The sequence below is a fragment of the Bacillus multifaciens genome (assembly GCF_030756675.1).
GTDB lineage: Bacteria > Bacillota > Bacilli > Bacillales > Bacillaceae_G > Bacillus_A > Bacillus_A multifaciens.
Genome location: NZ_JAVBXD010000004.1, coordinates 137,111 through 160,653, shown reverse-complemented (window position 1 = coordinate 160,653; position 23,543 = coordinate 137,111). Strand labels below are relative to the sequence as shown.

28 protein-coding genes, 2 pseudogenes and 1 other annotated feature are annotated in these 23,543 nt (G+C 35.3%); of the genes and pseudogenes, 23 read left to right on the top strand and 7 right to left on the bottom strand.

What is annotated here, in order from left to right; all coding sequences use genetic code 11:
- Positions 1–9 precede the first annotated feature (9 nt).
- Both Q9306_RS04850 and Q9306_RS04845 read left to right on the top strand, forming a co-directional pair.
- A complete protein-coding gene (locus Q9306_RS04850) occupies positions 10–537 on the top strand; it encodes a hypothetical protein (protein WP_306195875.1) in 528 nt (175 codons plus the stop codon).
- A 19-nt stretch (positions 538–556) separates the two neighbouring features.
- Positions 557–1,726: a DEAD/DEAH box helicase gene (locus tag Q9306_RS04845; protein ID WP_306195873.1), complete on the top strand. Its 1,170-nt coding sequence runs from the start codon at positions 557–559 to the stop codon at positions 1,724–1,726.
- A 46-nt stretch (positions 1,727–1,772) separates the two neighbouring features.
- Here Q9306_RS04845 and Q9306_RS04840 read toward each other — a convergent pair whose 3' ends face one another.
- Complete coding sequence (locus tag Q9306_RS04840) at positions 1,773–2,393, bottom strand: hydrolase (protein WP_306195870.1); 621 nt, start codon at positions 2,391–2,393, stop codon at positions 1,773–1,775.
- A 27-nt stretch (positions 2,394–2,420) separates the two neighbouring features.
- Positions 2,421–3,404, bottom strand: coding sequence for a quinone oxidoreductase family protein (locus Q9306_RS04835; protein WP_306195868.1), 984 nt, complete (start codon positions 3,402–3,404; stop codon positions 2,421–2,423).
- A gap of 184 nt (positions 3,405–3,588) precedes the next feature.
- Between Q9306_RS04835 and Q9306_RS04830 the strand changes: the two genes are divergently transcribed.
- The gene (locus Q9306_RS04830; protein WP_306195866.1) at positions 3,589–4,164 is read left to right on the top strand and encodes a sigma-70 family RNA polymerase sigma factor; all 576 of its coding nucleotides are present in this window, start codon (positions 3,589–3,591) and stop codon (positions 4,162–4,164) included.
- Positions 4,164–4,847: a DUF3600 domain-containing protein gene (locus Q9306_RS04825; RefSeq protein ID WP_306195864.1), complete on the top strand. Its 684-nt coding sequence runs from the start codon at positions 4,164–4,166 to the stop codon at positions 4,845–4,847. Before Q9306_RS04830 ends, Q9306_RS04825 begins: the two co-directional genes overlap by 1 nt.
- Positions 4,848–4,922: 75 nt before the next feature.
- Here the strand turns inward: Q9306_RS04825 and Q9306_RS04820 are convergent, their stop codons facing one another.
- Together Q9306_RS04820 and Q9306_RS04815 are read right to left on the bottom strand one after the other, a co-directional pair.
- On the bottom strand, positions 4,923–5,894 hold the full coding sequence (locus Q9306_RS04820; RefSeq protein WP_306195862.1) for an MBL fold metallo-hydrolase: 972 nt from the start codon (positions 5,892–5,894) through the stop codon (positions 4,923–4,925).
- Between the two features lie 88 nt (positions 5,895–5,982).
- Positions 5,983–6,204, bottom strand: a complete 222-nt coding sequence (locus tag Q9306_RS04815; protein ID WP_306195860.1) for a DUF3925 family protein — start codon at positions 6,202–6,204, stop codon at positions 5,983–5,985.
- A gap of 263 nt (positions 6,205–6,467) precedes the next feature.
- Here Q9306_RS04815 and Q9306_RS04810 point away from each other — a divergent pair.
- From Q9306_RS04810 to Q9306_RS04790, 5 genes and pseudogenes are all read left to right on the top strand, one after another.
- A pseudogene (locus tag Q9306_RS04810) lies at positions 6,468–6,693 on the top strand (IS607 family transposase); the annotation flags it as partial.
- Positions 6,692–7,303, top strand: a pseudogene (locus Q9306_RS04805) (RNA-guided endonuclease InsQ/TnpB family protein); the annotation flags it as partial. The pseudogenes Q9306_RS04810 and Q9306_RS04805, both read left to right, overlap by 2 nt.
- Before the next feature lie 153 nt (positions 7,304–7,456).
- A complete protein-coding gene (locus tag Q9306_RS04800; RefSeq protein WP_306195858.1) occupies positions 7,457–7,933 on the top strand; it encodes a glutathione peroxidase in 477 nt (158 codons plus the stop codon).
- Between the two features lie 187 nt (positions 7,934–8,120).
- A complete protein-coding gene (locus tag Q9306_RS04795) occupies positions 8,121–8,624 on the top strand; it encodes a hypothetical protein (protein WP_306195956.1) in 504 nt (167 codons plus the stop codon).
- A 245-nt stretch (positions 8,625–8,869) separates the two neighbouring features.
- On the top strand, positions 8,870–10,789 hold the full coding sequence (locus Q9306_RS04790) for an LTA synthase family protein (RefSeq protein ID WP_306195856.1): 1,920 nt from the start codon (positions 8,870–8,872) through the stop codon (positions 10,787–10,789).
- A 114-nt stretch (positions 10,790–10,903) separates the two neighbouring features.
- On the opposite strand, the gene Q9306_RS24560 is transcribed toward Q9306_RS04790, so the two are convergent.
- The gene (locus Q9306_RS24560) at positions 10,904–11,017 is read right to left on the bottom strand and encodes an excalibur calcium-binding domain-containing protein (protein WP_371932318.1); all 114 of its coding nucleotides are present in this window, start codon (positions 11,015–11,017) and stop codon (positions 10,904–10,906) included.
- Positions 11,018–11,111: 94 nt separating this feature from the next.
- Here Q9306_RS24560 and Q9306_RS04785 point away from each other — a divergent pair, with 94 nt between their 5' ends.
- Positions 11,112–11,678: a DinB family protein gene (locus Q9306_RS04785; RefSeq protein ID WP_306195854.1), complete on the top strand. Its 567-nt coding sequence runs from the start codon at positions 11,112–11,114 to the stop codon at positions 11,676–11,678.
- A 341-nt stretch (positions 11,679–12,019) separates the two neighbouring features.
- Here Q9306_RS04785 and Q9306_RS04780 read toward each other — a convergent pair whose 3' ends face one another.
- Entirely contained in the window at positions 12,020–12,598 is a 579-nt protein-coding gene (locus Q9306_RS04780) for a hypothetical protein (RefSeq protein ID WP_306195852.1), read from the bottom strand.
- Between the two features lie 97 nt (positions 12,599–12,695).
- Here Q9306_RS04780 and Q9306_RS04775 point away from each other — a divergent pair, with 97 nt between their 5' ends.
- The 4 genes from Q9306_RS04775 (at position 12,696) to Q9306_RS04760 (ending at position 13,819) form a co-directional block, all read left to right on the top strand.
- Positions 12,696–12,884, top strand: a complete 189-nt coding sequence (locus Q9306_RS04775; protein ID WP_306195850.1) for a hypothetical protein — start codon at positions 12,696–12,698, stop codon at positions 12,882–12,884.
- Positions 12,885–12,931: 47 nt separating this feature from the next.
- Positions 12,932–13,174 carry a hypothetical protein gene (locus tag Q9306_RS04770; RefSeq protein ID WP_306195848.1) on the top strand — a complete coding sequence of 81 codons (243 nt, stop codon included), beginning with the start codon at positions 12,932–12,934 and terminating at the stop codon, positions 13,172–13,174.
- Between the two features lie 35 nt (positions 13,175–13,209).
- Positions 13,210–13,431, top strand: a complete 222-nt coding sequence (locus tag Q9306_RS04765) for a hypothetical protein (RefSeq protein ID WP_306195846.1) — start codon at positions 13,210–13,212, stop codon at positions 13,429–13,431.
- Positions 13,432–13,570: 139 nt separating this feature from the next.
- Positions 13,571–13,819, top strand: coding sequence for a DUF3947 family protein (locus Q9306_RS04760; RefSeq protein ID WP_306195844.1), 249 nt, complete (start codon positions 13,571–13,573; stop codon positions 13,817–13,819).
- Positions 13,820–14,259: 440 nt separating this feature from the next.
- Here Q9306_RS04760 and Q9306_RS04750 read toward each other — a convergent pair whose 3' ends face one another.
- Positions 14,260–14,619, bottom strand: coding sequence for a hypothetical protein (locus tag Q9306_RS04750; RefSeq protein ID WP_371932316.1), 360 nt, complete (start codon positions 14,617–14,619; stop codon positions 14,260–14,262).
- A 110-nt stretch (positions 14,620–14,729) separates the two neighbouring features.
- Here Q9306_RS04750 and Q9306_RS04745 point away from each other — a divergent pair, with 110 nt between their 5' ends.
- The 9 genes from Q9306_RS04745 (at position 14,730) to argS (ending at position 23,486) form a co-directional block, all read left to right on the top strand.
- Positions 14,730–15,377, top strand: a complete 648-nt coding sequence (locus Q9306_RS04745; RefSeq protein ID WP_306195842.1) for an HD domain-containing protein — start codon at positions 14,730–14,732, stop codon at positions 15,375–15,377.
- Complete coding sequence (locus Q9306_RS04740) at positions 15,374–17,266, top strand: ABC-F family ATP-binding cassette domain-containing protein (protein WP_306195839.1); 1,893 nt, start codon at positions 15,374–15,376, stop codon at positions 17,264–17,266. The genes Q9306_RS04745 and Q9306_RS04740 overlap by 4 nt, the downstream gene beginning before the upstream one ends.
- Before the next feature lie 75 nt (positions 17,267–17,341).
- The gene (locus Q9306_RS04735) at positions 17,342–18,073 is read left to right on the top strand and encodes a Bax inhibitor-1/YccA family protein (protein ID WP_306195837.1); all 732 of its coding nucleotides are present in this window, start codon (positions 17,342–17,344) and stop codon (positions 18,071–18,073) included.
- Between the two features lie 160 nt (positions 18,074–18,233).
- Positions 18,234–18,572: a single-stranded DNA-binding protein gene (locus Q9306_RS04730; RefSeq protein WP_028411180.1), complete on the top strand. Its 339-nt coding sequence runs from the start codon at positions 18,234–18,236 to the stop codon at positions 18,570–18,572.
- Positions 18,573–18,635: 63 nt separating this feature from the next.
- Positions 18,636–19,763, top strand: coding sequence for a conserved virulence factor C family protein (locus Q9306_RS04725; protein WP_306195835.1), 1,128 nt, complete (start codon positions 18,636–18,638; stop codon positions 19,761–19,763).
- 5 nt (positions 19,764–19,768) lie between these two features.
- Entirely contained in the window at positions 19,769–20,152 is a 384-nt protein-coding gene (locus Q9306_RS04720; RefSeq protein WP_306195833.1) for a DCC1-like thiol-disulfide oxidoreductase family protein, read from the top strand.
- A gap of 84 nt (positions 20,153–20,236) precedes the next feature.
- Positions 20,237–20,671, top strand: coding sequence for a BrxA/BrxB family bacilliredoxin (locus tag Q9306_RS04715; protein WP_306195953.1), 435 nt, complete (start codon positions 20,237–20,239; stop codon positions 20,669–20,671).
- 45 nt (positions 20,672–20,716) lie between these two features.
- Positions 20,717–21,493: a class I SAM-dependent methyltransferase gene (locus Q9306_RS04710; RefSeq protein ID WP_306195831.1), complete on the top strand. Its 777-nt coding sequence runs from the start codon at positions 20,717–20,719 to the stop codon at positions 21,491–21,493.
- A 40-nt stretch (positions 21,494–21,533) separates the two neighbouring features.
- Positions 21,534–21,749: a binding site (T-box leader), on the top strand.
- Between the two features lie 48 nt (positions 21,750–21,797).
- A complete protein-coding gene (gene argS / locus Q9306_RS04705) occupies positions 21,798–23,486 on the top strand; it encodes an arginine--tRNA ligase (RefSeq protein ID WP_306195829.1) in 1,689 nt (562 codons plus the stop codon).
- Positions 23,487–23,543: the final 57 nt, after the last annotated feature.

Here is a 23,543-nt window from a genome sequence, read left to right as displayed (position 1 = left end):
GAGGAATATATGTTTGATCCAACTGCTTTTGAAAATTTAAAAGTTGTCGTTGAAGGAGCTGTATATGATTTTGATTTACATGGTGACATCATTGTAACGAATCGAAAAGATATAATGGATTTGGCATCACTTAGTCGTACATATACCATTTTGTTTCAGCTTACAGAATATACAGAGCCATTAGTGGAAGCGACGTTTTTATTATCAGTTAATGCAAAGAATTTATCAGGTGAGATACTAGAAGTACCAAATTTTGTTCCTGGTTGTGAAATGAAACTTTTCTTTGCATTTCCTATTGGGCATCCAGAAAAAGATTGCCAAGAAATCGAAGCGTTGCTACAATCCATATGGGGAAAAGAACGAATGATTACCCAACAAATTTCATACGAATATAATAAGCAAGCGATTTCATATCATAATAAAGTAGATATCTTATTTCAAAAAGCGATTACAGAAGATCATGTTGATGACTTAGTAATTGTAATTTCTCACATGATAGAAACGATGCGAATCATACAACAATTTCTTCAAAAATAGAGATAAAGGAGAAAAAGACATGATAAAAGAAATGCAACCATTTTTGCAACAAGCTTGGGAGAAGGCTGGTTTTAAAGAGTTTACTGAAATTCAAAAGCAAGCTATTCCAACAATTTTAGAAGGACAAGACGTTATTGCTGAATCTCCAACAGGAACAGGTAAAACATTAGCGTATTTATTACCACTTTTACATAAAATTAACCCTGAAGTAAAACAACCTCAAGTGGTCATTTTAGCACCAACGCGCGAACTTGTGATGCAAATTCATGAAGAAGTACAAAAGTTTACTGCAGGTACTGAGATTTCAGGTGCATCTTTAATTGGTGGTGCAGACATTAAGCGTCAAGTAGAGAAGTTAAAGAAGCATCCGCGAGTGATCGTTGGGTCACCTGGACGAATTTTAGAACTAATCCGTATGAAGAAATTGAAAATGCATGAAGTGAAAACAATTGTATTTGATGAGTTTGATCAAATTGTAAAACAAAAGATGATTGATGCCGTATCCGATGTTATTAAATCGACAATGCGTGATCGTCAAGTCGTATTTTTCTCGGCAACAATGACAAAAGATGCAGAAGAAGTAGCGCGCGATTTTGCAGTTCAGCCGCAATTGATTCGTGTGAAACGAACAGAAACAAAGAGTCTTGTTGAACATACGTATATTGTTTGTGAACGACGTGAAAAAAACGATTACGTGAGAAGAATTATGCATACTGGCAATGTAAAAGTAGTTGCTTTCTTAAACGATCCGTTCCGTTTAGATGAAATTGCTGAGAAATTAAAATTCCGTAAAATGAAGGCAGCGGCTCTTCATGCGGAAGCAAGCAAACAAGAACGTGAAGCAACAATGCGTGCATTCCGTCAAGGTAAAGTAGAGATTTTATTAGCAACTGACATCGCAGCACGTGGATTAGATATTGATGACTTAACACACGTTATTCATTTAGAATTGCCAGATACGCTTGATCAATATATTCATCGTTCGGGACGTACAGGTCGTATGGGGAAAGAAGGAACGGTCGTTTCACTTGTAACAGCGCAAGAAGAGAAAAAGTTACTTCAATTTGCGAAGAAGCTAGGCATTCAGTTCAAGAAACAAGAAATGTTTAAAGGATCGTTTGTTGAATCGAAACCGAAAGCGCCAAAGAAAAAGAAACCAGCATTCAATGGGAAGAAAAAACCTAGATAAATTGAAAGGCCGTAGCTACGAATATTACGTAGCCACGGCTTTTTTATCAGGAAATACGCAGCTGTTCTAAATGGAACACACTTTTATAAAGAGAGGTTTCTATATAACCAATAATTTGATTCATTGTAAATACTTGTAGTGATTCAAATAAATCTTGCTGTGGGTACATCATATCTTCAAAAACTAATGTTTTGAAAGAATGTATGTTTTCTTCTGATACTTCATCAATACATACCAAATTCGCATTCATATTTAAAGTATTAAATAGGCTCTTATCACAATCATAATATTGAAGCAGTTTTCCGTTTAAAAGCTTAAAGTCGTGATGGTATAAAGAAAGAAGATTAGGATCATGCTCTATTCGATTTTTGAGCCAAGGGAGATAGAATCCCTGCAACCATATATCATCAGCAATGAGGTGTGTGTAATATCCTAATATGAAAGGAGAATCTTTGTACGCCTTATATTTATGTAGGAATGCTTCATAATCAATTCTTCTTGTATAGGTCTTTACTGAGCCAGTATAAAAGTGCGATATTTCTTTTTCGTCACTTGAATGAACTGCATCAGCCGCAATTCCTCCGAGTAGGACAGAGGTTTTGTCTTGAATCTTTAATTTTTTTGCAACTAAATCCGCTATAATAGCATGCATAATTCTTGATCCCATGAGTAGTACCCCCACTTGAAAACCGTATTATGTTGGCTGAACATTTAAAAGAACTTTTCCAGTGCTTTGTCTACTTTCGACCCATTCATGTGCTTTCCCTGCATCCTCAAGTGAAAAATGTTTTCCGATTTTAATTTGTAAACGACCACTGCTCAAAAGAGGAAATATTTGTTCTGCAGTATGCCCAAGCAGATGAGGTCGTTTTTTTCGAGTTGTTCCAAAGCTAAAGCCAAGAATAGATCGGCAGCTTGCATGTAAGTCTTTAGTCTGAAATGTTCCGATATCACCGCTTGCATTTCCAAAATGAATAAGGCGTCCATAAAATGCAAGACATTGCAAGCTTTGCTCTGATATGGTACCAGAAATAGAATCTAATATAACGTCTGCACCTTCTCCATTTGTAATCTCATTTACCTTCTGTGCAAAATCTTCTTCCTTATAACAAATAACATGATCTGCTCCGGCTTCTAAAGCAATTTTCTTTTTTGCATTACTTCCAACTGTTCCAATGACTTTTCTAGCACCTAAAATTTTAGCGAGTTGAATAGCGGTTGTACCAATACCTCCTGCAGCAGCATGGATAAGTACAGTTTCGCCTTGCTGTAATCGTGCGACATTTGCTAGCAGTGTATAGTTTGTAAACGAAACAATCGGACAAGCTGCCGCAGTTTCAAAATCAATTTCATCTGGTAATGCAAAAGTAAGCTCTTCATTTGCTATAACGTACTCGGCATACGATCCGTTATTTGGAAAAGCAATCACGCGCTGTCCTACTTTAATATTCGTTACGTTAGCCCCGACCTGTTCTACGATTCCAGCAGCATCTATACCGGGTATAAAAGGAAGATTTCCTGTTCCTTTTTTGCCATATCGGGATTTAATATCAGCAAAGTTCACACTTGTTGCGACAACACGAATTAAAACTTGATTGGCGTTAATAGATGGCATAGCTACGTCTGTATATTTCATCATTTCAGGGCCTCCAAAGGCAGTTACAACAATTGCTTTCATGATCTGTCCTCCTAAAGTAGATTCTATAGTTTATTTTAAATGATCATCATAATTTGGAAAATTATATAATGGTTATGAGGAGTTATAAGAAAACGTTATGAAAAATTAATTTCAAAAAAATCGAACGGAATTTTCTGTTCTTGCCAATATATAGTGTACGACATAAGGGAGGAGGGGAGTAAGGATGGAGAAAGAAGCTGAATATAGTTATCTTATTAAGCAGACGTTATTAGGAAATCAGGAAGCATACAGTGAACTATACGATAAAACAATTGAAGATGTGTATAAGACGGCTCATTTTTTGATAGAGGAAAAGTTGGATGTAGATGATGTTGTTCAGGAAATATATTTGCAATTGTATCAATCGCTTAGTCAATTTAATCGAGATCGTCCTTTTCGGCCATGGTTAATCGGTCTTGCTGTAAGACAAATTCATTCTTATAGAAGAAAGAGATGGATGCGTCTACGGATTATCAAAAAAGCAGAAGAGCAGCGAAAACCAATTGAATTTGATTTTTCTAATGATCTTGTTAATAAACTGTCCAATCAAGAACTTGTTACTTTGATACATAAGTTACCTTATAAATTAAAACAAGTCATCATCCTGCGATATTTACATGATTACTCTCAAGAAGAAGTAGCAAATATTTTAGATGTACCAGTTGGAACGGTTAAATCGAGAATTCATGCAGCCTTAAAGAAATTACGGCAAAAAGAGCGAGAAGGAAATATTCTTTTAAAAGAAGTGGGGGATGCATAATGAGTCTTGAATACAAAGTAAGAGAATCTTTGCAAGAAGAGGCGAGAGGAATTGTACCATCACCGGAATTGAAAGAAAAAGTAATGAATCAAATGAAAGTAAAACATGGGGGGAAATCAATGAAAAAACGTCTTATAACGGGTGTGTTAGCAGCAACATTACTTATTCCAACGAGTGCTTTTGCGTATCAATCACTTGTGGCCGATGGTGTGTATGGATCATTTGATAATGTAAAGAAACATTTTTCGAATGCAACACTACAAGGATATATGCATGTAAATGCAAAGTTATCTCAGGCGAAAGGTGAAATGGGAGAAAAAGAGTATAAAGAGTTTACAACATTATTAAAAGGACTACTAGATACAAAAATGAAGTATGGAGATGCAAATGGGAATATTGATTACGATCAACTTTCTCAAGAGAAACAAGAGGAAATGATGAAGGCTTCAATGGTGATTCAACCGTATTTCGATAAGTTAAATGGAGAGAAATCAAGTAAGGAAGTGTTAACTCCTGAAGAATTTAAGCAATACATACATGCTCAAATGACATATGAAAAAATACAAGCGAAAATGAAATCTAGTGAACCTATAACGATAGATGAAGTTCCTGAAAAATATAAAGTAGAATTTCAAGAAGCAGATCATTTCATGAATTATGTCAGCGAGAAAGTACAAAAGTAACATATCGAATAAACTGCAAAAAAGAGTCCATGACAAGAAAATGGACTCTTTTTTGCTACAGAGACAAGATAATTCTTAATTTGATGTTGTTTTTGTTTGTTCTCGTTTTATCAAATAATCAATAATCCCCATAGCACCAATTTCTAAATCGAGTTTTAACAAGTCATAAATAGAATGTGATGATGGGACACCTTGATTTGTAAGATGTAATGAAACTTTTTTTAGTAATAAATCGGTCAGTTCTTGGGTTGCTTTTTCAAATTTTTGTTCATGTTCAAAAATTTGCTCTCCTGCTTCCACAAATATTGGGAGCCAATGTTCTAGCTGCGTACAAATTTCAGAAATATGAGAAGAAGCACCGTAATGACCGAAATAAATAAAATCGACATTCATATTTTGAATGCGGTCTTTTGAAGCTAACATCGCTTCGGGTTGAAACTGTGTAGGAGATGTTGTAGGTAAATAAAGTTCAACACCTAGTTCGGCTAATTGACGGTAGTAAATACCAATCGTATCGCCTGTAAATATACCGTTTGTTAAAGAATCATGAATACTAATGTGATGCTTTGCATGACCTGGTGTATCGTAGAATGTCAGCGTCTGGTTATTGGCAATTTGCAATGTTTCACCATCTTGTACGATGTGAACACGCTCTTCTGGAATAGGCAAAATGGGATGAAAGAGTTTATCAAATGAATCACCGTAAACAGCTTTTGCACCTTGAATGAGTTTCGTTGGATCAATCATGTGACGAGCGCCTCTAGAATGAACGAACAGCGTTGCATTAGGGCATTTTTCCATCATTAAGCCAGCAGCACCAGCGTGGTCCAAATGAACATGTGTAACAATAATGTTTTTTACATCTGCCAGTTGGATATTCAACTGTTGTAATCCATCTAATAGATAAGGAACAGATGGTGAGGCGCACGTTTCAATTATCGTAATTTCATCACCAAGTAAAACATATGTACCTGTACGTTGTTCATGTTGTAAGTCGTAATCGTCGATAAGATATAGCTGTGAAGATAGTTTTTCTACTTTTTTCAAATTTCTCACTCCTTGTAGTCTATTATTCCTTTATTATAAAAGAAAAGGCAGAAAACGAAAAATCGTTTTCTGCCTTTATGTAATACAATTAGTTCTTTTGTTGTTTGCTAAGTGACATAATAAAGTAGCCGACAAGACCACCAATTGCTGGAACAGTAATCATTCCTGCGAGTGTGAAATATTTGCTTAAGAAAATACCGTTAACATCCATAAACCAACCTAAAACAAATAACATCATCATGTATAATACGAAATAAAATTCGCGATTAGAAAGCTTTTCACGTTGTGCAGTTTTCATTATCAACACCATCCTTATTTTTAATAATGGAATTGAATGTCACAATTTAGAAAGTAAACCGTCACATTTTGTTCACACTTTTATTGTAAAACTTTCCAAGTAAAATGTCTAGTGAAATGTGACGAATTTTTGAACAAAAATAAAACATTCTCATTAGACAATGTACACCATACATTTTATGATAGATATATGGGAGTGTATGAACTTAAGGATGAGTTAATTAGTTGTTAAAAACGTATACAAGTATAATCAATTGTAGTGCAATATTATCACAAGAAGATTGTGATTCAAACGAAGTAGGTACAATTTTTAGCACTCATAGAGAGATTTATTCGGTTTGGACACGATTGATTTGAAAGGTTCTTACCCATATTCAATGTGGAAGTTATAGTTGTAAATAATGAAAGTCTTTCCCTGCAAGAAGAGTTAGTGCAAGATATTGTCTCTATTCTATATGTGTTTGGCTGTCGTATATACGGGTTAAGAAAGTACAAGGAAAAATCATAAAGGGTTAGGAATTGATTTAGGGATTAAAGATTTTGGTATTTGTAGCACTAGGGAAATTCACGGAAATATTAATAAAACAGGAAAAGTAAGAAAGTTAGAAAGAAAATTAAAACGTGAACAACGCTCTTTATCACGTAAATATGAAAATTTAAAAAAGAGGGGTGAAACATCTGCTACTAACAAAAGAGCGAATGTAGACAAAAATATTCTTAGAGTACAAAAATTACATGCTCGTTTAGTAAATATTAGATTAGAGTATGTAAAGTCTGTTGTGAATAAGTTAGTGAAAACCAAACCAACGTATATCACAATAGAAGATTTGAATATAAAAGGGATGATGAAGACTAAGCATCTATCTAAAGCTGTCGCACAGCAATGTTTTTATACGTTTCAAACATGGTTATTAGCAAAGTGTAAAGAATATAGCATTGAATTGCGCCAAGTAGACAGATTCTATCCTTCTTCTAAATTATGTTCCTGTTGTGGTCATAAGAAAGTGGATTTAAAACTGTCTGACAGAGTATACACATGCGAGTGTGGAAATGAAATAGATAGAGATTTAAACGCATCCATCAACCTTTTACAAGCAAAAGAATATACCATAGGGTATATATGTACGGTGGGCTACATCGGAATTAACGCCTGTGGAGAGCCATATAAACCAAAGTAGCAAGATAGTAGCGAAATGGGGTTCGTAGAAGCAGGAAAACTCTAAGAGTATACATTTGTATATGTTTTTAGTAGCAGTCGATATAATATGACAATTTATGATTTTTCTGCAAAAACAATAAAAGGAGAAGAAAAGTCGTTACGTGAATATGAAGGAAAAGTAGTATTAATTGTGAATGTTGCCAGTAAATGCGGTTTTACACCGCAATATAAAGGATTGCAAGCTTTGTATGATAAATATAAAGAACAAGGATTAGAAATACTTGGTTTCCCTTGTAATCAATTTGGAGGGCAAGAGCCTGGAACAGAAGAGGAAATTACGAATTTTTGTGAATTAAATTATGGTGTAACGTTCCCTATGTTTATGAAAGTTGATGTAAAAGGCGATAATACACATCCATTATTTCACTATTTAACAGAGCAAGCACCAGGATTATTAGGAATGAAAGCGGTGAAGTGGAATTTCACAAAATTTTTAGTAGGGCGTGATGGTAAAGTAGTGAATCGCTTTGCACCGCAGACGAAACCAGAGCAGTTAGAAAAGGAAATTGAAAAGATACTATAGAAAGAAGAGGCTCATTTAGAAGAGCTTCTTTTTATGTAGACTGGTCATGCATAGGAACGATTTATATAGATCACATAAAAATTTTCTATTTGATAATAAGAGCAATCGAAAATAATATAGTAGTATAAGGTTGTAGGAGGAAAATAGCTTGAAAAAACTTATTTTTACAATAGGATGTTTATTGATTATGTTAGTTAGCTGTAGTGCTAGTAATTATGATGCACATGTTGAAGCAGGTATGAAGGCATTGAAAGATGAGAAGTATAGTGATGCGATTATGTGGTTTGAAAAAGCCGACCAAGAAAAATCTTCAGATGAAACAAAAACATATATAAAAGTTGCAAAATGGATGGAGCATGGTGCGACAGCGTTAAAAGATGGAGATTATAAACAAGTGATGGAAGATTCAAATCAAGTAATTAATATAAAAAAGGATGCGTCACTTGAAAAAGTTGTAAAGCCCAATGCCGAAGATCTATTACAAAAGGCAAAAGATATAGAAAATAAGGAAATAACGAGAGAAGAAAAGAGAAAGAAAATAGAAGAACAAGGAATTGATAAAGCAATCAAAGCGGTAGATAGCGTTGATGACATAAGAGAAAAACAAAAAGAAATCGGGGAATCTTTAGATAAGGCTGAAAAAGTAAAAGAAAAAATAGAAGCAAAGAAAAATGAACATAAAGGGCAATAAGCAAGGTGGTTCCACGGTGTGGATGATTGTATTCGCTTTCTTAAGGGTGGAATTTCAAGGAACTATAGTAAAAAAGAAGCTCGTATAGAAGAGCTTCTTTTTTATGTATTCATTTTACATAAAAAAAAAGAAAAAGTTCACACGGAATACAAACGTATTCGATACAATGTGTCGGTGAGAAATAAGCCATAAATATAATGAAAAGGTATTATACTACCACTGTTCAGTCAGAGAGGGAGAGGAAAATGAAAGAAGCGTTAAAAAAACAATTTCAAAATATGCGTTTTCTGTTATTGGTCGCTATTTTGATTTGGTTAAAAACATATATTGTTACGCGAACTAGTTTTGACTTAAAGCTAGAATCTGCTATGCAGGAATGGATCCTTTTTATTAGTCCATTAGCATCTTCTTTAGTGTTAGTTGGACTTGCATTATTTGCAAAGGGCCAAAAGCGGAATTATATAGCTATCGCTATTAACCTTATTATGACCATTATCTTAATTGGTAATGTGATGTTTTATGGTTTTTATAATGATTTTGTTACACTTCCAGTTTTAATGCAAACGTCAAATATGGATGGATTAGGATCTAGTGTCAAAGCGTTGTTAAACATTAAATTCATATTAATGTTTATAGATATTATCGTTTTATTTTACATTGCGAAAAAGAAGCCGAACTTTGCAAAAACAGAACGTGTATCTGGCTCTATGAAGTCATTGTACTTTTTAATCTGTATCGCAATTTTTATGGTAAACCTTAGTTTTGCGGAAAAAGAACGTCCTGAATTATTAACTCGTTCATTTGACCGTGTGATGCTTGTGAAAAACCTTGGAATATATGTTCATCAAGTATACGATCTTGGCTTGCAAGTAAAGACAAGCTCACAAAAAGTATTTGCGGATGGAAGTAAAATTCAAGAAGCTGAAAATTATATGAAGACGGTGGATGTAAAACCTGATCCAAATATGTTTGGAATGGCAAAAGGAAAGAATGTCATTGTGGTCTCTTTAGAGTCAACGCAGTCTTTTTTAATTGATTCTAAAGTAAATGGACAAGAAGTTACACCGTTTTTAAACCAATTTAAAAAGGAAAGTTATTATTTTGAAAACTTTTATCATCAGACAGGACAAGGAAAAACATCTGATGCTGAGTTTATGATTGATAATTCTTTATATCCGTTAGACCGCGGTTCTGTATTCTTTACGAATGCTGGAAACGAGTATGAAGCAACTCCGGAAATTTTACATCAGCAGGGCTATTATACAGCGGTATTCCATGCGAATAATGCTACGTTCTGGAATCGTAATATGATGTATCCGTCTTTAGGGTACGATCGATTCTACAATGAATTAGATTATAAAGTTACACCAGAGAATAAAATAGGATGGGGATTAAAGGATAAAGAATTTTTTGATCAATCTGTGGACAAATTACAAAAGATACAACAGCCGTTCTACACTCGTTTTCTTACGTTAACGAATCATTTCCCGTTTACGTATGATGACAGCATTAAAATGATTGAACCATTTAATTCAGGTGACGAAACATTAGATAACTATTTTGTTACAGCACGTTACGAAGATGAAGCTTTAAAACATTTTATTGAACGTTTAAAAGAAACGGGCATTTATGACAACTCAGTTATCGTATTTTACGGTGATCACTACGGTATTTCAGACAACCATAATCGTGCGATGGCACAATACTTAGGGAAAAATGAAATTACTCCATATGATCACATGCAACTGCAACGTACACCATTATTTATTCATGTTCCAGGTCAAACAGAGGGGAAAACAATGACTGCTCCTGCTGGTGAGGTGGACGTAAAACCAACAATTCTTCACTTATTAGGAGTTGATACTTCTAATGATATTGAGTTTGGTCATGATTTATTTTCACCAGAACGTAAACCATTTGTTGTAGAACGTGATGGAAGTTTTATTACAGACAAATATATTTACTACAATAACACATTCTATAATCGTCAAAATGGCCAAGTCGTACAAGTACCAGAGCAAGAGGCAAAATCACTTATTGATCGTGCACAAACAGAATTGAAAATGTCCGATAATATTATTCAAGGTGACTTGTTACGCTTCTATGATGGAAATAAAGTAAAATCAGGTACAATCAAAACAGCTATTAAAGAGGAAAAAAAATAATGAAAAACCCGGTGCCGGGAAGGTATCGGGTTTTTCATTATTTTCCATTAATATTATATGTAATGGAAAAAATTTGATGGAATTGAGCTGAAAAATGATTTTAAATTAAGTTTATTATTTTTCGCAGGCAATACCGTCACCTTCTTTATCTAATTTACGACTATAGCCAAGGTCCTCAGCGTGTAAAGAGGGGTTTCCAGAAGCATTTGGTTGTTTGTTATAAAACATGTTTGCTCGTTTTGTTTACAAAAAATAATCGTGGTATAATTTTACAATATATGTATATGAATCAAATTTAGGGTTAAAATGAAGGGAGTATAAGATGAAATCTGAAAGTATATCACATCATTTTCAAACTTTACAACAGCAGCGACATTGTTTCTTTCAACAAGTACAAGGTATTTCAAATGAGCAATTATGGCAGCAAAAAGTAGGGAAATGGTCGATTGGAGAGCATTTATATCATTTATATTTAATTACAAGAATGCTCAAAGTTGCGACAAAACTTTCTTTTGTTCTAATTCCTTATGCAAAAATGAGAAGGAAGAAACCATTTCAAAATCAAATTCATGATATATATGCTGAATATAAAGAAAAGCATGGAAAAGGGATGAAAGCGCCTTTTATTTTAGTGCCGCCGAAAAAAGTGATTTATACTTTGAATCAAGAAGAGTTAATAGAAATGCTGTTAAATGAGACAAATAGATTGAGAGAGTTAGTTGGGAATATTGAAGAGGATATTGCAGGACATATTATATTTTTGGATCCGCTTGCGAACTATCCTAACTTAATTCAAGGTATCCAACTTTTAGCGATACATGAAGAACATCATTTTAAACTTATTGAAAAATATTATGGTGATGTAATGAATGATTCTGTATGTGTATAGGCAAAAAGCGACATAAAAAACCTCTTTCATTTTCGTGGGGATGAGAGCATCTGGCCGAGCGTAGAAACGGTCAGGTCCTTTTCTTACCTTAAAACAAAAGGGGTTGTTTGGATATCGAGAACAAACATTAACCTTCGCAAAGTAGCATCAAAAGGTGATCCGGTTATAGGGAAAGTGTATATTGGAGCTTGGAATGTCCATTTCAGATACGAGGATTGGATTTATGTATACAAAGATGGTGTTGGAGGTTAGATGTATTTTAATGAGTCTTACGTAAGGTGGATTCGACAACTAACTAAAAACCCTGATCCTCTATTTAATAGAGGATCAGGGTTTTGATTTTATTTACGCATTTTAATTAATGATTTATCCATTTGTCGTTCGTTTGCTAATGTTGCTTCACTTGTTGTTTTATCAACACCACGATAGTTATATTTTGAATTTTGCCAGAAGTCGAATGCAAAATCCTGTATTACTTTTTCTTGCGCATTCTTCTCAACTACTTGAGATTTGAAAATATTTGTAAGCATGTACTCATGATTAGATAAGTCTTTAATATAATTTTTATCTTTATATTCTTTTATGATATCATTTCCGAATCTTTCCACTTCATCGTCAGTAGGTTTATAATCATGTGCATACTTACTAATTGCATCAAATTTTTCATTTGCGCTTTTATTACTTGATGCCACTTCTTTTATTTTATCTTCCCAGTTAATTGTTTTAACAGCTTCTTTTGCAGTAGTATCTATTTTATTCTCAGATTCTTTTTGAGGTTGTTCTGTTGTAGATACTTGTTTTGATTTAGTAGATGATTTGTCTTTTGGATCGTCATTAGACATGTCTATGATTACTGCAATGATAATGATTACAAAGATTGCAATAAGACCTAAACATCCAAATTTAAAAAACTTTTTCATTATGTTGTCCTCCCTTGAAGTAAATACGTTATTTAGTATAACAGATAAATAGATATATTTTGAGGAAGGATTTACTACTGAGTTATGGTGATAAAATATGACAGAGGGAGTTTCATTCTTCTCATACTTAAAAAATGAATATTCAAAAGAAGAATTGGAAGATACGGATTATTGTCTCGATTTATTTATTAGGGATGATATAGAATATACTATCACCTTATGTGAAGATACTGCAAAAAGAGTTATAAATAAATATTTTGAGACTGTGCCACTTTCAAATGAATAAATAAAATTGTGATAAAAGTGTTATCTTGTGACAAAGGGGAGACTAAATTGAAACAAGGAGATATTGATAAGTTAATCGCTAATAAAGTATTAGGCTACGAGGTTAAAGATAACAATATTGTACGAGAAGGGCGTAGAAGCGGCATTCCTTCATACAGTGTAAAAATAGAATACGCATGGCAAATAGTTAAGAAATTAGATTATGACGTAAAAGTGGTATTTGCGGAAACGGCACCAATGGCTATTTGCAAAGCAGCGTTGATAGCAATTGAAGCTAAAAATAAAAACTAAGACAAAATCCTTATTTGGAAGAAAGGGAGAAGAAAATGCCTAACACGAGTTATCAATATCATGTATATAACGAACACATGAGTTTTATAGTTTCTGTTCCTGTAAAAAAAGATGAATATGCAGAGAGATTCGCTAAACGTGTAGCAGTGGGTTTTTATGAATATACAAAGGAACAAGTGCAAAATGTAAATGTGGAATTCATCGTGAGCTATCGGATAGAATCAGCAATTAATTTAAAGAAGTTAAACAAAGCGTAATAAAATCGTTTTTTGAATAGAAGAGAGGAAATCTGATAAAAGTTAGGCTAACACAGTTAATAATGATCTAGTACCCTTTAAAATTAATGCTCATAATATGTTCAATAGTCATTTTTTTATGAAAGTGAGTTGAACAATAATGTTTTACCCTTATCTTAATAATCAAATGAGAATTCCTGTTGGATATGGTGGTATAACATATAGTGCAGCGCAAAGTACAATTCAAGCTGTTCAACAAGCGTTACAAGCACAGCAACAGGCGCAACAAATGCAACAAAGTATACAACCGTACTATTCATCTATGGAGTATTATTACCCAATGCATCATATTACTCCATATGAAATGTCTTTTTCAACGATTCCATATGGAACTGTATACAATTTATAAAAAATTATGTGGGGAATGAAGTTAAGTATTTAAGCAATATATGACGTACTATAATCATTCTGGATATTAATGGAATTTAAAGAGGGTGACCCCTGTTGAATACAGAAATCATCTTCTTAAGGTTGCATAACTTTTTTTCAAATTGTCCTTTACAAAGGGTACAGATTATATGAGAAGGGTTTTTTCTTTATTTTCATTAATTGTACGCTTATTACACTTACGACAAATAAACGCTTTACTAATATGGATGACATGTTCTTCGTCATAATCCTTCCATAGTGCAGATATAAAGGCTTTTTTCTTCGATCATTTTGACCACGAATAATACAAAAATATTTTTGTGATAAAATAGATTATAGAAAGGGAAAAGTGCCGAAATCCCTTTGTATCAAGGTCCTTTGGCACTTTCATAGTTTGTATGTGCTGCAAAATGAATAGATTTAAAACTGCTCATTCTTCTCCCAGGATTCAACAATATAATGAGCAACTGTTGGATTGACACCTTTTCCAATTAAGTATGTGATTGCCGCAATTTCCGTCATGGCGTGCGGTACGGATGTATGCTTTGCCTCTTTTACACCGTATTCTACCCAAGGTTTGACGAGGTTTAATACGGGCTGTTTTAAGTGTTGAAATTGTGAAGCATATTGTTGGATTTGTTGTTCAGTTGGTTCTGTTGGCGTTGTAGGGCCGGTTTGAGGGAACCGTGGATCATAATGGTACGGGTAGTATAGTTGTTGTTCAGGGTATGGTTGATAATAAGGTTGCTGCGGATAAAGCTGTTGCGAGTTATAAAACATTTTTCTTCCTCCTTCATGATACTTAGTACAACATATAATATGGGCGGACAAGAAAATATGTGATGAATAAATGAGAGCGTGTTACAATATTAAATTGGGTGAAGATAATTATGAATAAACAAGAACAAATTGAAAAAACGATTACATTTGTTAAAAACATATTAGAAAAAGATGCAAGTGGTCACGATTGGTATCATATTGAACGTGTACATAAATTAGCGATTGCATTGTTTGAAAAAGAAGGTGGAAATCGCTTCGTTATTGAAATGGCAGCACTACTTCACGACGTTGCAGATGAGAAGTTAAATGAGAGTGAAGAAGCTGGTATGAAGAAAGTGACAGACTGGCTTGAGCAATTAGGTGTTAGTCAAGAAGACGCACGGCATATTGTGCATATTATCGCAAATATGTCTTATAAGGGTGGACACGGCGGAACTGTGGCAACGTTAGAAGGAAAAATTGTTCAAGATGCAGATCGCCTTGATGCACTTGGAGCAATCGGGATTGCACGAACTTTTGCTTATGGAGGTGCCAAGGGCCGTTTACTGTATGACCCAAACATTCCACCACGTGAAACGATGACGAAGGAAGAATATCGAAAAAAGGATGAACCATCGCTAAATCATTTTTATGAAAAACTGTTAAAATTAAAAGATTTAATGAATACAGTTGCAGCGAAGGCAGAGGCAGAAGAGCGTCATCGCTATATGGAACAATTTATTGATCAATTTATGAAAGAGTGGAATGCACAAATATGAGAATGTTAACAGTCGAAAATGTATCGAAATCATATGGGGATAAACCACTATTTAATGGTCTATCTTTTAGTATTGCCGAAGGGCAGCGCGCTGGTATTATCGGTGTGAATGGAACTGGTAAATCAACGTTATTAAAAATTATTGCAGGCGCAGAAATTCCAGATACAGGGGAAATGACGCATACACGTGGATATACGATTAGTTATTTATCACAGCAACCAGATTTTAAAGAAAATTTAACTGTACTTGAGCAGGTGTTTCATGGTGATACACCGCTAATTCGTCTTCTTCGTGAGTATGAACAAACATTATTGAACTTAGAAAAAAATCCAACAAGTGAGAAAGCACAGGAATCATTATTTGCAGTGCAGCAGCGCATGGATGCAATGAATGCTTGGGAAGCGAATGCAAATGCAAAATCATTATTAACAAAGCTTGGTATTACTGACTTCTCTGCGGAAGTAGGAAATTTATCGGGCGGACAAAAGAAACGCATTGCGATGGCGCAATGTTTCATTCAAACACCAGATTTATTAATTTTAGACGAGCCGACAAACCATCTCGACCATGAAACAGTAGAATGGCTAGAAGAATATTTATCACGTTATACAGGTTCTGTTTTGCTTGTTACGCATGATCGTTATTTTCTAAATCGTGTAACGAATCGTATTTTTGAATTAGATAATGGCAAGTTATATAGCTATGAAGGGAACTACGGTGCTTTTTTAGAAGCGAAAGCACTTCGAGAAGAACAAGAAATAGCGCAAGAAGCAAAGCGTCAAAACTTATATCGCCGCGAGCTTGCATGGATACGCCGCGGTGCAAAGGCGCGTTCTACGAAGCAAAAGGCACGTATTCAGCGCTTTGATGAATTGCAAAAGCAAGAAGGTCCAAGTGCAAAACAAAGCGTTGATATTGCTCTTGGAGGCAGCAGGTTAGGAAAGAAAGTACTGGAATTAAAAGATGTGACAAAAACATTCGGTGATAAAACTGTTCTCCGTAATTTTGGGTATATTGTGAAACCGGGAGATCGCATTGGGATTATCGGTGCGAATGGCAGTGGGAAATCTTCTCTATTAAACATGCTTGCTGGTAAAATTACACCGGACAGCGGTGAGATTGAAGTTGGACAAACGGTAAAAATCGCATATTATACGCAAGAAAATGAAGATATGAATTTAAATCAGCGGATGATTGAGTATATTAAAGAAGCAGCTGAAGTGATTCATACGACAGATGGAAAAACGATTAGTGCTTCGCAAATGTTAGAACGTTTCTTATTCGAGCTGCATACACATGGTACACCACTTAGTAAATTATCAGGTGGTGAAAGAAGAAGACTATATTTATTGCGTATTTTAATGGGAGAACCGAATGTTTTGCTTTTAGATGAGCCGACTAACGATTTAGACACGCAGACATTAACAGTGCTTGAAGATTATTTAGAAGAGTTTCCTGGTGTCGTTCTTACTGTATCGCATGATCGATACTTCCTTGATAAAATTGCAGAAGAACTGTTTGTATTTGAAGGGAACGGAAACGTTCGCATCTTCTTTGGTAGCTATAGTGATTATTTAGATGAGAAAAAAGCACAAGAAGCAGTATTAAAAGCAGAAGTGCAGAAAGAAAAGAAAGTAGAAGAAGCTCCAAAACAACAAAGGAAACGTAAGCTTTCCTATAATGAACAACGTGAATGGGAGACGATTGAAGATAAGATTGCAGAATTAGAAGCGAAAATTGAAAGTATTACAGAAGAATTAGAAAAAGTCGGTGCTGATTATACGAAAGCACAACAACTCTCTGATGAGCAGCAGCAAACAGAAGAAGAGTTAGAACAAACAATGGAGCGTTGGAGTGAATTATCTGACATTGTAGAGGGGTTAAAGTAAAAACAAGCTGCATATGTTGAAATGTAAAGGAAAAATCTTTACACTATTAGTAGAATCTATTTTAGGAGGGAAATCATGCGCACATCTAATCCAATGTTAAAGAAAGATGCGTTTCGTAAAGAAGGCGTAAGTACTTCAGCGATGACAGTCGGTGGTGCAGTTGCCAAAACATTTATTATGCTCATATTGTTATTGGGAACGTCTGTGTACGCATATATGCAGATGATACAAAATAAAATGCAAATGCCAGTGTTAATTGGTGCTTTAATTATTGCGGCAGTTATTGCATTTGTATCGATATTCGTACCGCGTATTTCACCGATTACAGCACCGATTTATGCAGCAGTCGAAGGGATTGTATTAGGAAGTATTTCTGCTGTATATACAATGAAGTTTGGTGATTATATTATTTTACACGCAGTATTATTAACAGTTTCTATTTTACTAGCAATGTTAGTGTTATATGCAACGCGTGTTGTGAAGGTGACAGATAAGTTTCGTACGGGTGTAATGGCAGCGACGTTTGGAATTGCGATTATGTATTTAATCGTTTTAGTTTTACAACTATTTGGCGTACCAGTGCCATTTTTACATCAAGGTGGAACAATTGGTATGATTGTCAGCGCAGTCGTAATTGTTGTTGCTGCATTAAACTTAATGTTAGACTTTGATTTCATTGAAGGCGGTGCACGCGGCGGCGCTCCAAAATATATGGAGTGGTACGGTGCGATGGGCTTAATGATGACTTTAGTTTGGTTATACCTAGAAATTTTACGCTTCGTTTCTTATTTTGTAAAAAATGATTAACGAACTGAAATCCTGCATGTTTGTATCATGCAGGATTTCTTTTTGGAATTTTATAGAGATAAAGATATGTTTTCGTATAAAAAAATCTTTTTTTACATTTTTTACTACACGCTTCGTTTTTTCTACAATAAAGAAAAAACGAAGAGGTGAGATGAATCGTATGATGAATCGAGTTGCGTTAATTGGCAGATTAACAAAAGATCCAGAGTTATTCTATACAAAGCAAGGAATTGCCTATGCGCGTATATGTGTTGCGGTAAATAGAGGGTTTCGTAACAGCTTAGGAGAGCAACAAGCAGATTTTATTCATTGCATGATATGGCGGAAATCAGCGGAAAATGTAACGATGTACTGCAAAAAAGGAGAGCTTGTTGGTATAACAGGACATATTCATACGAGTCAATACGATAATGAGAGTGGCAAAAGAATATATAAGACAGAAGTTGTGATTGAAAGAATTACATTTTTAGAGAAGAAAAAAGAGCAAGCACCTCAGTAGGAGTCTTAATTGAGAACATGTTACAATACAGCTAAGAACAGCAATAAAGGAGAGACAATATACGTGAAGATTAAAGGCATTGAACCGACACCAAGTCCAAATACAATGAAAGTTATTTTAAATGAAGTATTACCAGCAGGAGCACGAAACAATTATACACGTGATAATGCAAATGAGGCTCCAGAGAGAGTGCAGCAAATTTTGCAAATTGAAGGTATAAAAGGTGTGTATCATGTAGCGGACTTTTTAGCAGTAGAGCGTAATGCGAAATATGACTGGAAACATATTTTACAGCAAGTTCGTGCAGTTTTTGGTGAAGAAGTTGTAACAGGGAGCGAACAAGAACAAAATGCCCACTTTGGGGAAGTGAAAGTGTTTATTCAAATGTTCTTTACCATTCCAATGCAAGTGAAACTAACCGATGGTACAACTGAAGAACGCGTAGGATTACCAGATCGTTTCAAGGAAGCGATTATGAAAGTGCAAATGTCAGCTCCAAATGTTGTGAAAGAGCGGAAATGGATGGAGCAAAGTACGCGTTATGGCAGCTTTGAAGAGATTGGAAAAGAAGTTGTGGAAGAGGTTGTTGCGGCATATCCAGCTGATCGTGTAGATGCGATTGTTCAAGAATTATTACAGCAAGCAGGAGAGACAGAAGTAACGATTACAAAGCGTGAGCCATATAAAGTAACAGAGGAAATGATGAATGATTCTGATTGGACAAAACGCTATGCAGCGCTTGAACAAATGGATCCAACAGAAGAAGATATTCCTGTACTAGAGAAAGCGTTAGAAGATGAAAAAGTATCGATTCGCCGTTTAGCAACTGCTTATCTAGGAATGGTCAAAGGGGATCGTGTCTTACCTTTACTCTATAAAGCGTTATTAGATAAATCAGTCAGTGTACGCCGCACAGCGGGTGATTGCTTATCAGATATCGGTGACCCTGCTGCAATGTTTGTGATGATTAAAGCGTTAAAAGATTCAAGTAAACTTGTACGCTGGCGCGCGGCAATGTTTCTATTTGAAATTGGTGACGAAAGTGCGATTCCAGCACTTCGCGTAGCACAAGAGGATCCGGAATTTGAAGTCGCAATGCAAGCACGTTTAGCACTTGAACGCATTGAAGGCGGAGAGGAAGCAAAGGGTTCTGTTTGGAAGCAAATGACGGAGTACCGAAAAGGAGAATAATAGCTATGATTGCCTTTTACGATAGCTGGTGTCCGATGTGTACAAAGATTGCAAATCGAACGAAGGAACTAGATAAAAAGAGGGAAATAACCTTTGTTTCTTTTCGTGAAGAAGAAATTGTTCAGCAATATTGTTTATCAGAAGAGATGCAGCAAAACATGGAGAAACATTTATACATTTATAAAGATGCGCGCTGGTATAAAGGGATTCAAAGTATATATGTCTTAACGAAAGTAATTCCTGCATACTGGGCAATCGTACCTTTTATTAAACTATCGATTCTTTTCGGATTTGGTCATGTCTTATATGACTATATTGCAACAAAACGGGAAATTGTCCCTGTTGGACATTGTAAAAATGGTGTTTGTGAAATCCGAAGGGAAAAATAAAAAAGTCATGATGTTTTTTTTGCGTCTAGTATTAGAGCGTGATATGATGAATTTGGAATGAAAGTTGAAGGAGAGATTGGTAATATGACAAATGCATATGAAGAATACATGCGCCAAATGGTAATTCCAATGCGCCAAGAATTAGTGCGCGCTGGATTGAAAGAATTAACAACAGCAGAAGATGTACAAGAATTCATGGAAAATGTAGAAGGAACAACACTAGTTGTTGTGAACTCTGTTTGTGGCTGTGCGGCAGGTTTAGCGCGTCCATCAGCTGGTCAAGCGGTAGTACGTTCTGAGAAGCAGCCTAACAATCTTGTTACTGTGTTTGCAGGTCAAGATAAAGAAGCAACAGCGATGATGCGCTCTTACTTCGATGATATCCCGCCATCTTCACCATCTATGGCACTATTAAAAGGAAAAGAAGTTGTTCACTTCATTCACCGCCATGAAATTGAAGGTGCAACAATGGACGCTATTATTCAAAACTTAGAACAAGCTTTTGAAAAGCATTGCTAAAAAGGGAGAGATTTTCTCCCTTTTTCTTTTTAATGAGGTGAAAGAATGATTGTAACGACAGCAGGACGAACAAATAAAGAAATGACCGCATATGCTGAAAAAATAGCGCTGGATTTACAAAGTTCTTTTCTTGTAAGGAATGATCGTCCTATTTATGAATTACATGAGCAATATAAACAAGATGTACTTGTTGCCCAGAAAAATCGCTTAGCGATTTACCCGCAAGGAACGGAAGAATCGTTCTTTTTTCATCCAAACTCAGCTATGTTTCGCGTGAAACGATTAATGCGTGGTGAACATGATCCGTTTCTGCAAGCCGCGCAGCTAGAAGAAGGGATGACGGTGTTAGATTGTACACTTGGTATGGCATCTGATAGCATTGTGGCAAGTTATGCTGTAGGAGAAGCAGGACAAGTCACTGGGTTAGAAGGTAATTGCTATATGGCATATTTGATTGAAAAAGGTCTTAAGCGGTGGGATGCAGGTCTAATAGAAATTAACGAAGCGATGCAGCGAATTACTGTAATGCATACGGAGCATTTAGCTTTTTTGCAACAATGTGCAGATCATAGCTATGATGTAGTATATTTAGATCCAATGTTTGAAGAAACAGTATTAGAATCAGATGGGATTCGTGGTTTAAAACATTTTGCACTATACAATGATATTACGGATGAGACAATGAAAGAAGCTAAGCGTGTGGCGCGAAAACGAGTTGTGTTAAAGGATCATTTTCGCAGTATGCGCTTTGAAAAACATAACTTCTTTGTCTATAAACGAAAAAGCGCAAAATTTCATTTTGGTGTAATTGAAACTTGCTAATTATTAGACAATATGTATAATAGATTATAATAAATTTTATAGAAAATCTTGGATGAAGAGAGTAATTATTTTCAGAAGCAATAGCGAGCTAGGGATGGTGAAAGCCTAGTGCTGAGAAAATAATGAAGCGCACTTCGGAGATGCTGCTTGAATGGTGTAGTAGAGTAAGCCGGGGCCCCCTCACCTCGTTATAAACGGGAAAGTGGTTCGTAATGAACAACAAGGGTGGTACCACGGGTGTAAACTCGTCTCTTTTTTAGAAAAGAGGCGAGTTTTTTTATTGATAAAAAGGAGGAAGATACTGATGGAATATAAAATGAAGTTTGCACAGCATGTATTCGATGTATTAGAACCAGGTTTATCATTACAACAAATTGAAGCTTTAATTGAAACGCCAAAGCAAGATGAGTTTGGAGATGCTGCTTTTCCTTGCTTCACATTAGCAAAACAATATAAAAAAGCACCGGCAGTTATTGCGCAGGAATTAGCAGATAAATTATCTCACCCATTTTTTACAAAAGTAGAAGCGGTTGGACCGTATGTAAATGTGTTCTTCGATCGTCAAACTGTAAGTAATGAAGTATTAAATGTAATACTAGACGAAAAAGAAGAATACGGACAGTTGCACTTTGGACAAGAAAAAACGGTTGTAATTGACTATTCATCTCCTAATATAGCGAAGCCGTTTTCGATGGGACATTTACGTTCTACAATGATTGGAAATGCATTAAAACATATATGCGAAAAATGTGGGTATGAAGTTGTAGGCATTAACTACGTTGGTGACTGGGGAACTCAGTTTGGAAAACTGATTACCGCCTATAAAAAATGGGGCGATGAAGAGCTTGTTAGAGAAGATCCGATTCGTGAGTTATTTAAGTTATACGTACGTTTCCATGAAGACGTAAAAGAGTATCCAGACCTTGAAGAAGAAGGGCGTGCTTGGTTTAAGAAATTAGAAGATAATAACGAAGAAGCAGTGTACTTATGGAACTGGTTCCGTCACGAATCGTTAAAAGAGTTCTCTCGTATTTATGAACTGCTTGGCGTAGAATTCTCGAATTTTCAAGGAGAAGCATTTTACAATGATAAGATGAATGATTTGGTTCAGCTTCTCGAAGAACATCATTTACTAGAAGAATCAGACGGGGCACAAGTTGTTAATTTAGAGGCAGAAGGAATGCCACCATGTTTAATTAAAAAATCAGATGGTGCAACACTCTATGCAACGCGTGATTTAACGGCTGCATTATATCGTCAAAACACGTATACATTTGATAAAGCACTGTATGTCGTTGGAGATGAACAAAGTTTACATTTCTCGCAATTTTTCACTGTACTAAAGAAATTAGGATTCCAGTGGGTAGAAGGTATGTCTCATGTTCCATTCGGACTTATTTTAAAAGATGGTAAGAAAATGTCTACTCGTAAAGGGAAAGTTGTTTTATTAGAAGAGGTGTTAGAAGAAGCAATTACGCTAGCAAAGCAAAATATTGAAGAGAAGAATCCTAACTTAAAGAACAAAGATGAAGTAGCAAGACAAGTCGGGGTTGGTGCAGTTATTTTCCATGACTTGAAAAATGAACGCATGCATAACATTGAATTTTCGCTTGAAAGTATGTTGAAATTCGAAGGGGAAACGGGACCATACGTACAATACACACATGCGCGTACTTGTTCACTATTGAAAAAAAGCGATATCGATATTGAAAAACAAGAGTTACAGTTAACAGACGATATAAGCTGGACCGTTATAAAACTATTGCATCGTTTTCCACAAGTCATTGAAACAGCGTTTGCTAAATATGAACCATCTCATATTGCGAAATATATATTAGACGTAGCACAAGCATTTAATAAATATTACGGTAACGTTCGTATTTTAGAAGAAACTGTAGAGAGAGAAAGTAGACTTGCGCTCGTATGTGCGGTGGCGGTTGTGCTAAAAGAAGGTTTACGTTTACTTGGGATAGAGGCACCTGAGGAGATGTAACAGATGTAAAAGAGAAAGGGATTGAGTGTTCATCAATTCCTTTCTCTTCTCAACATT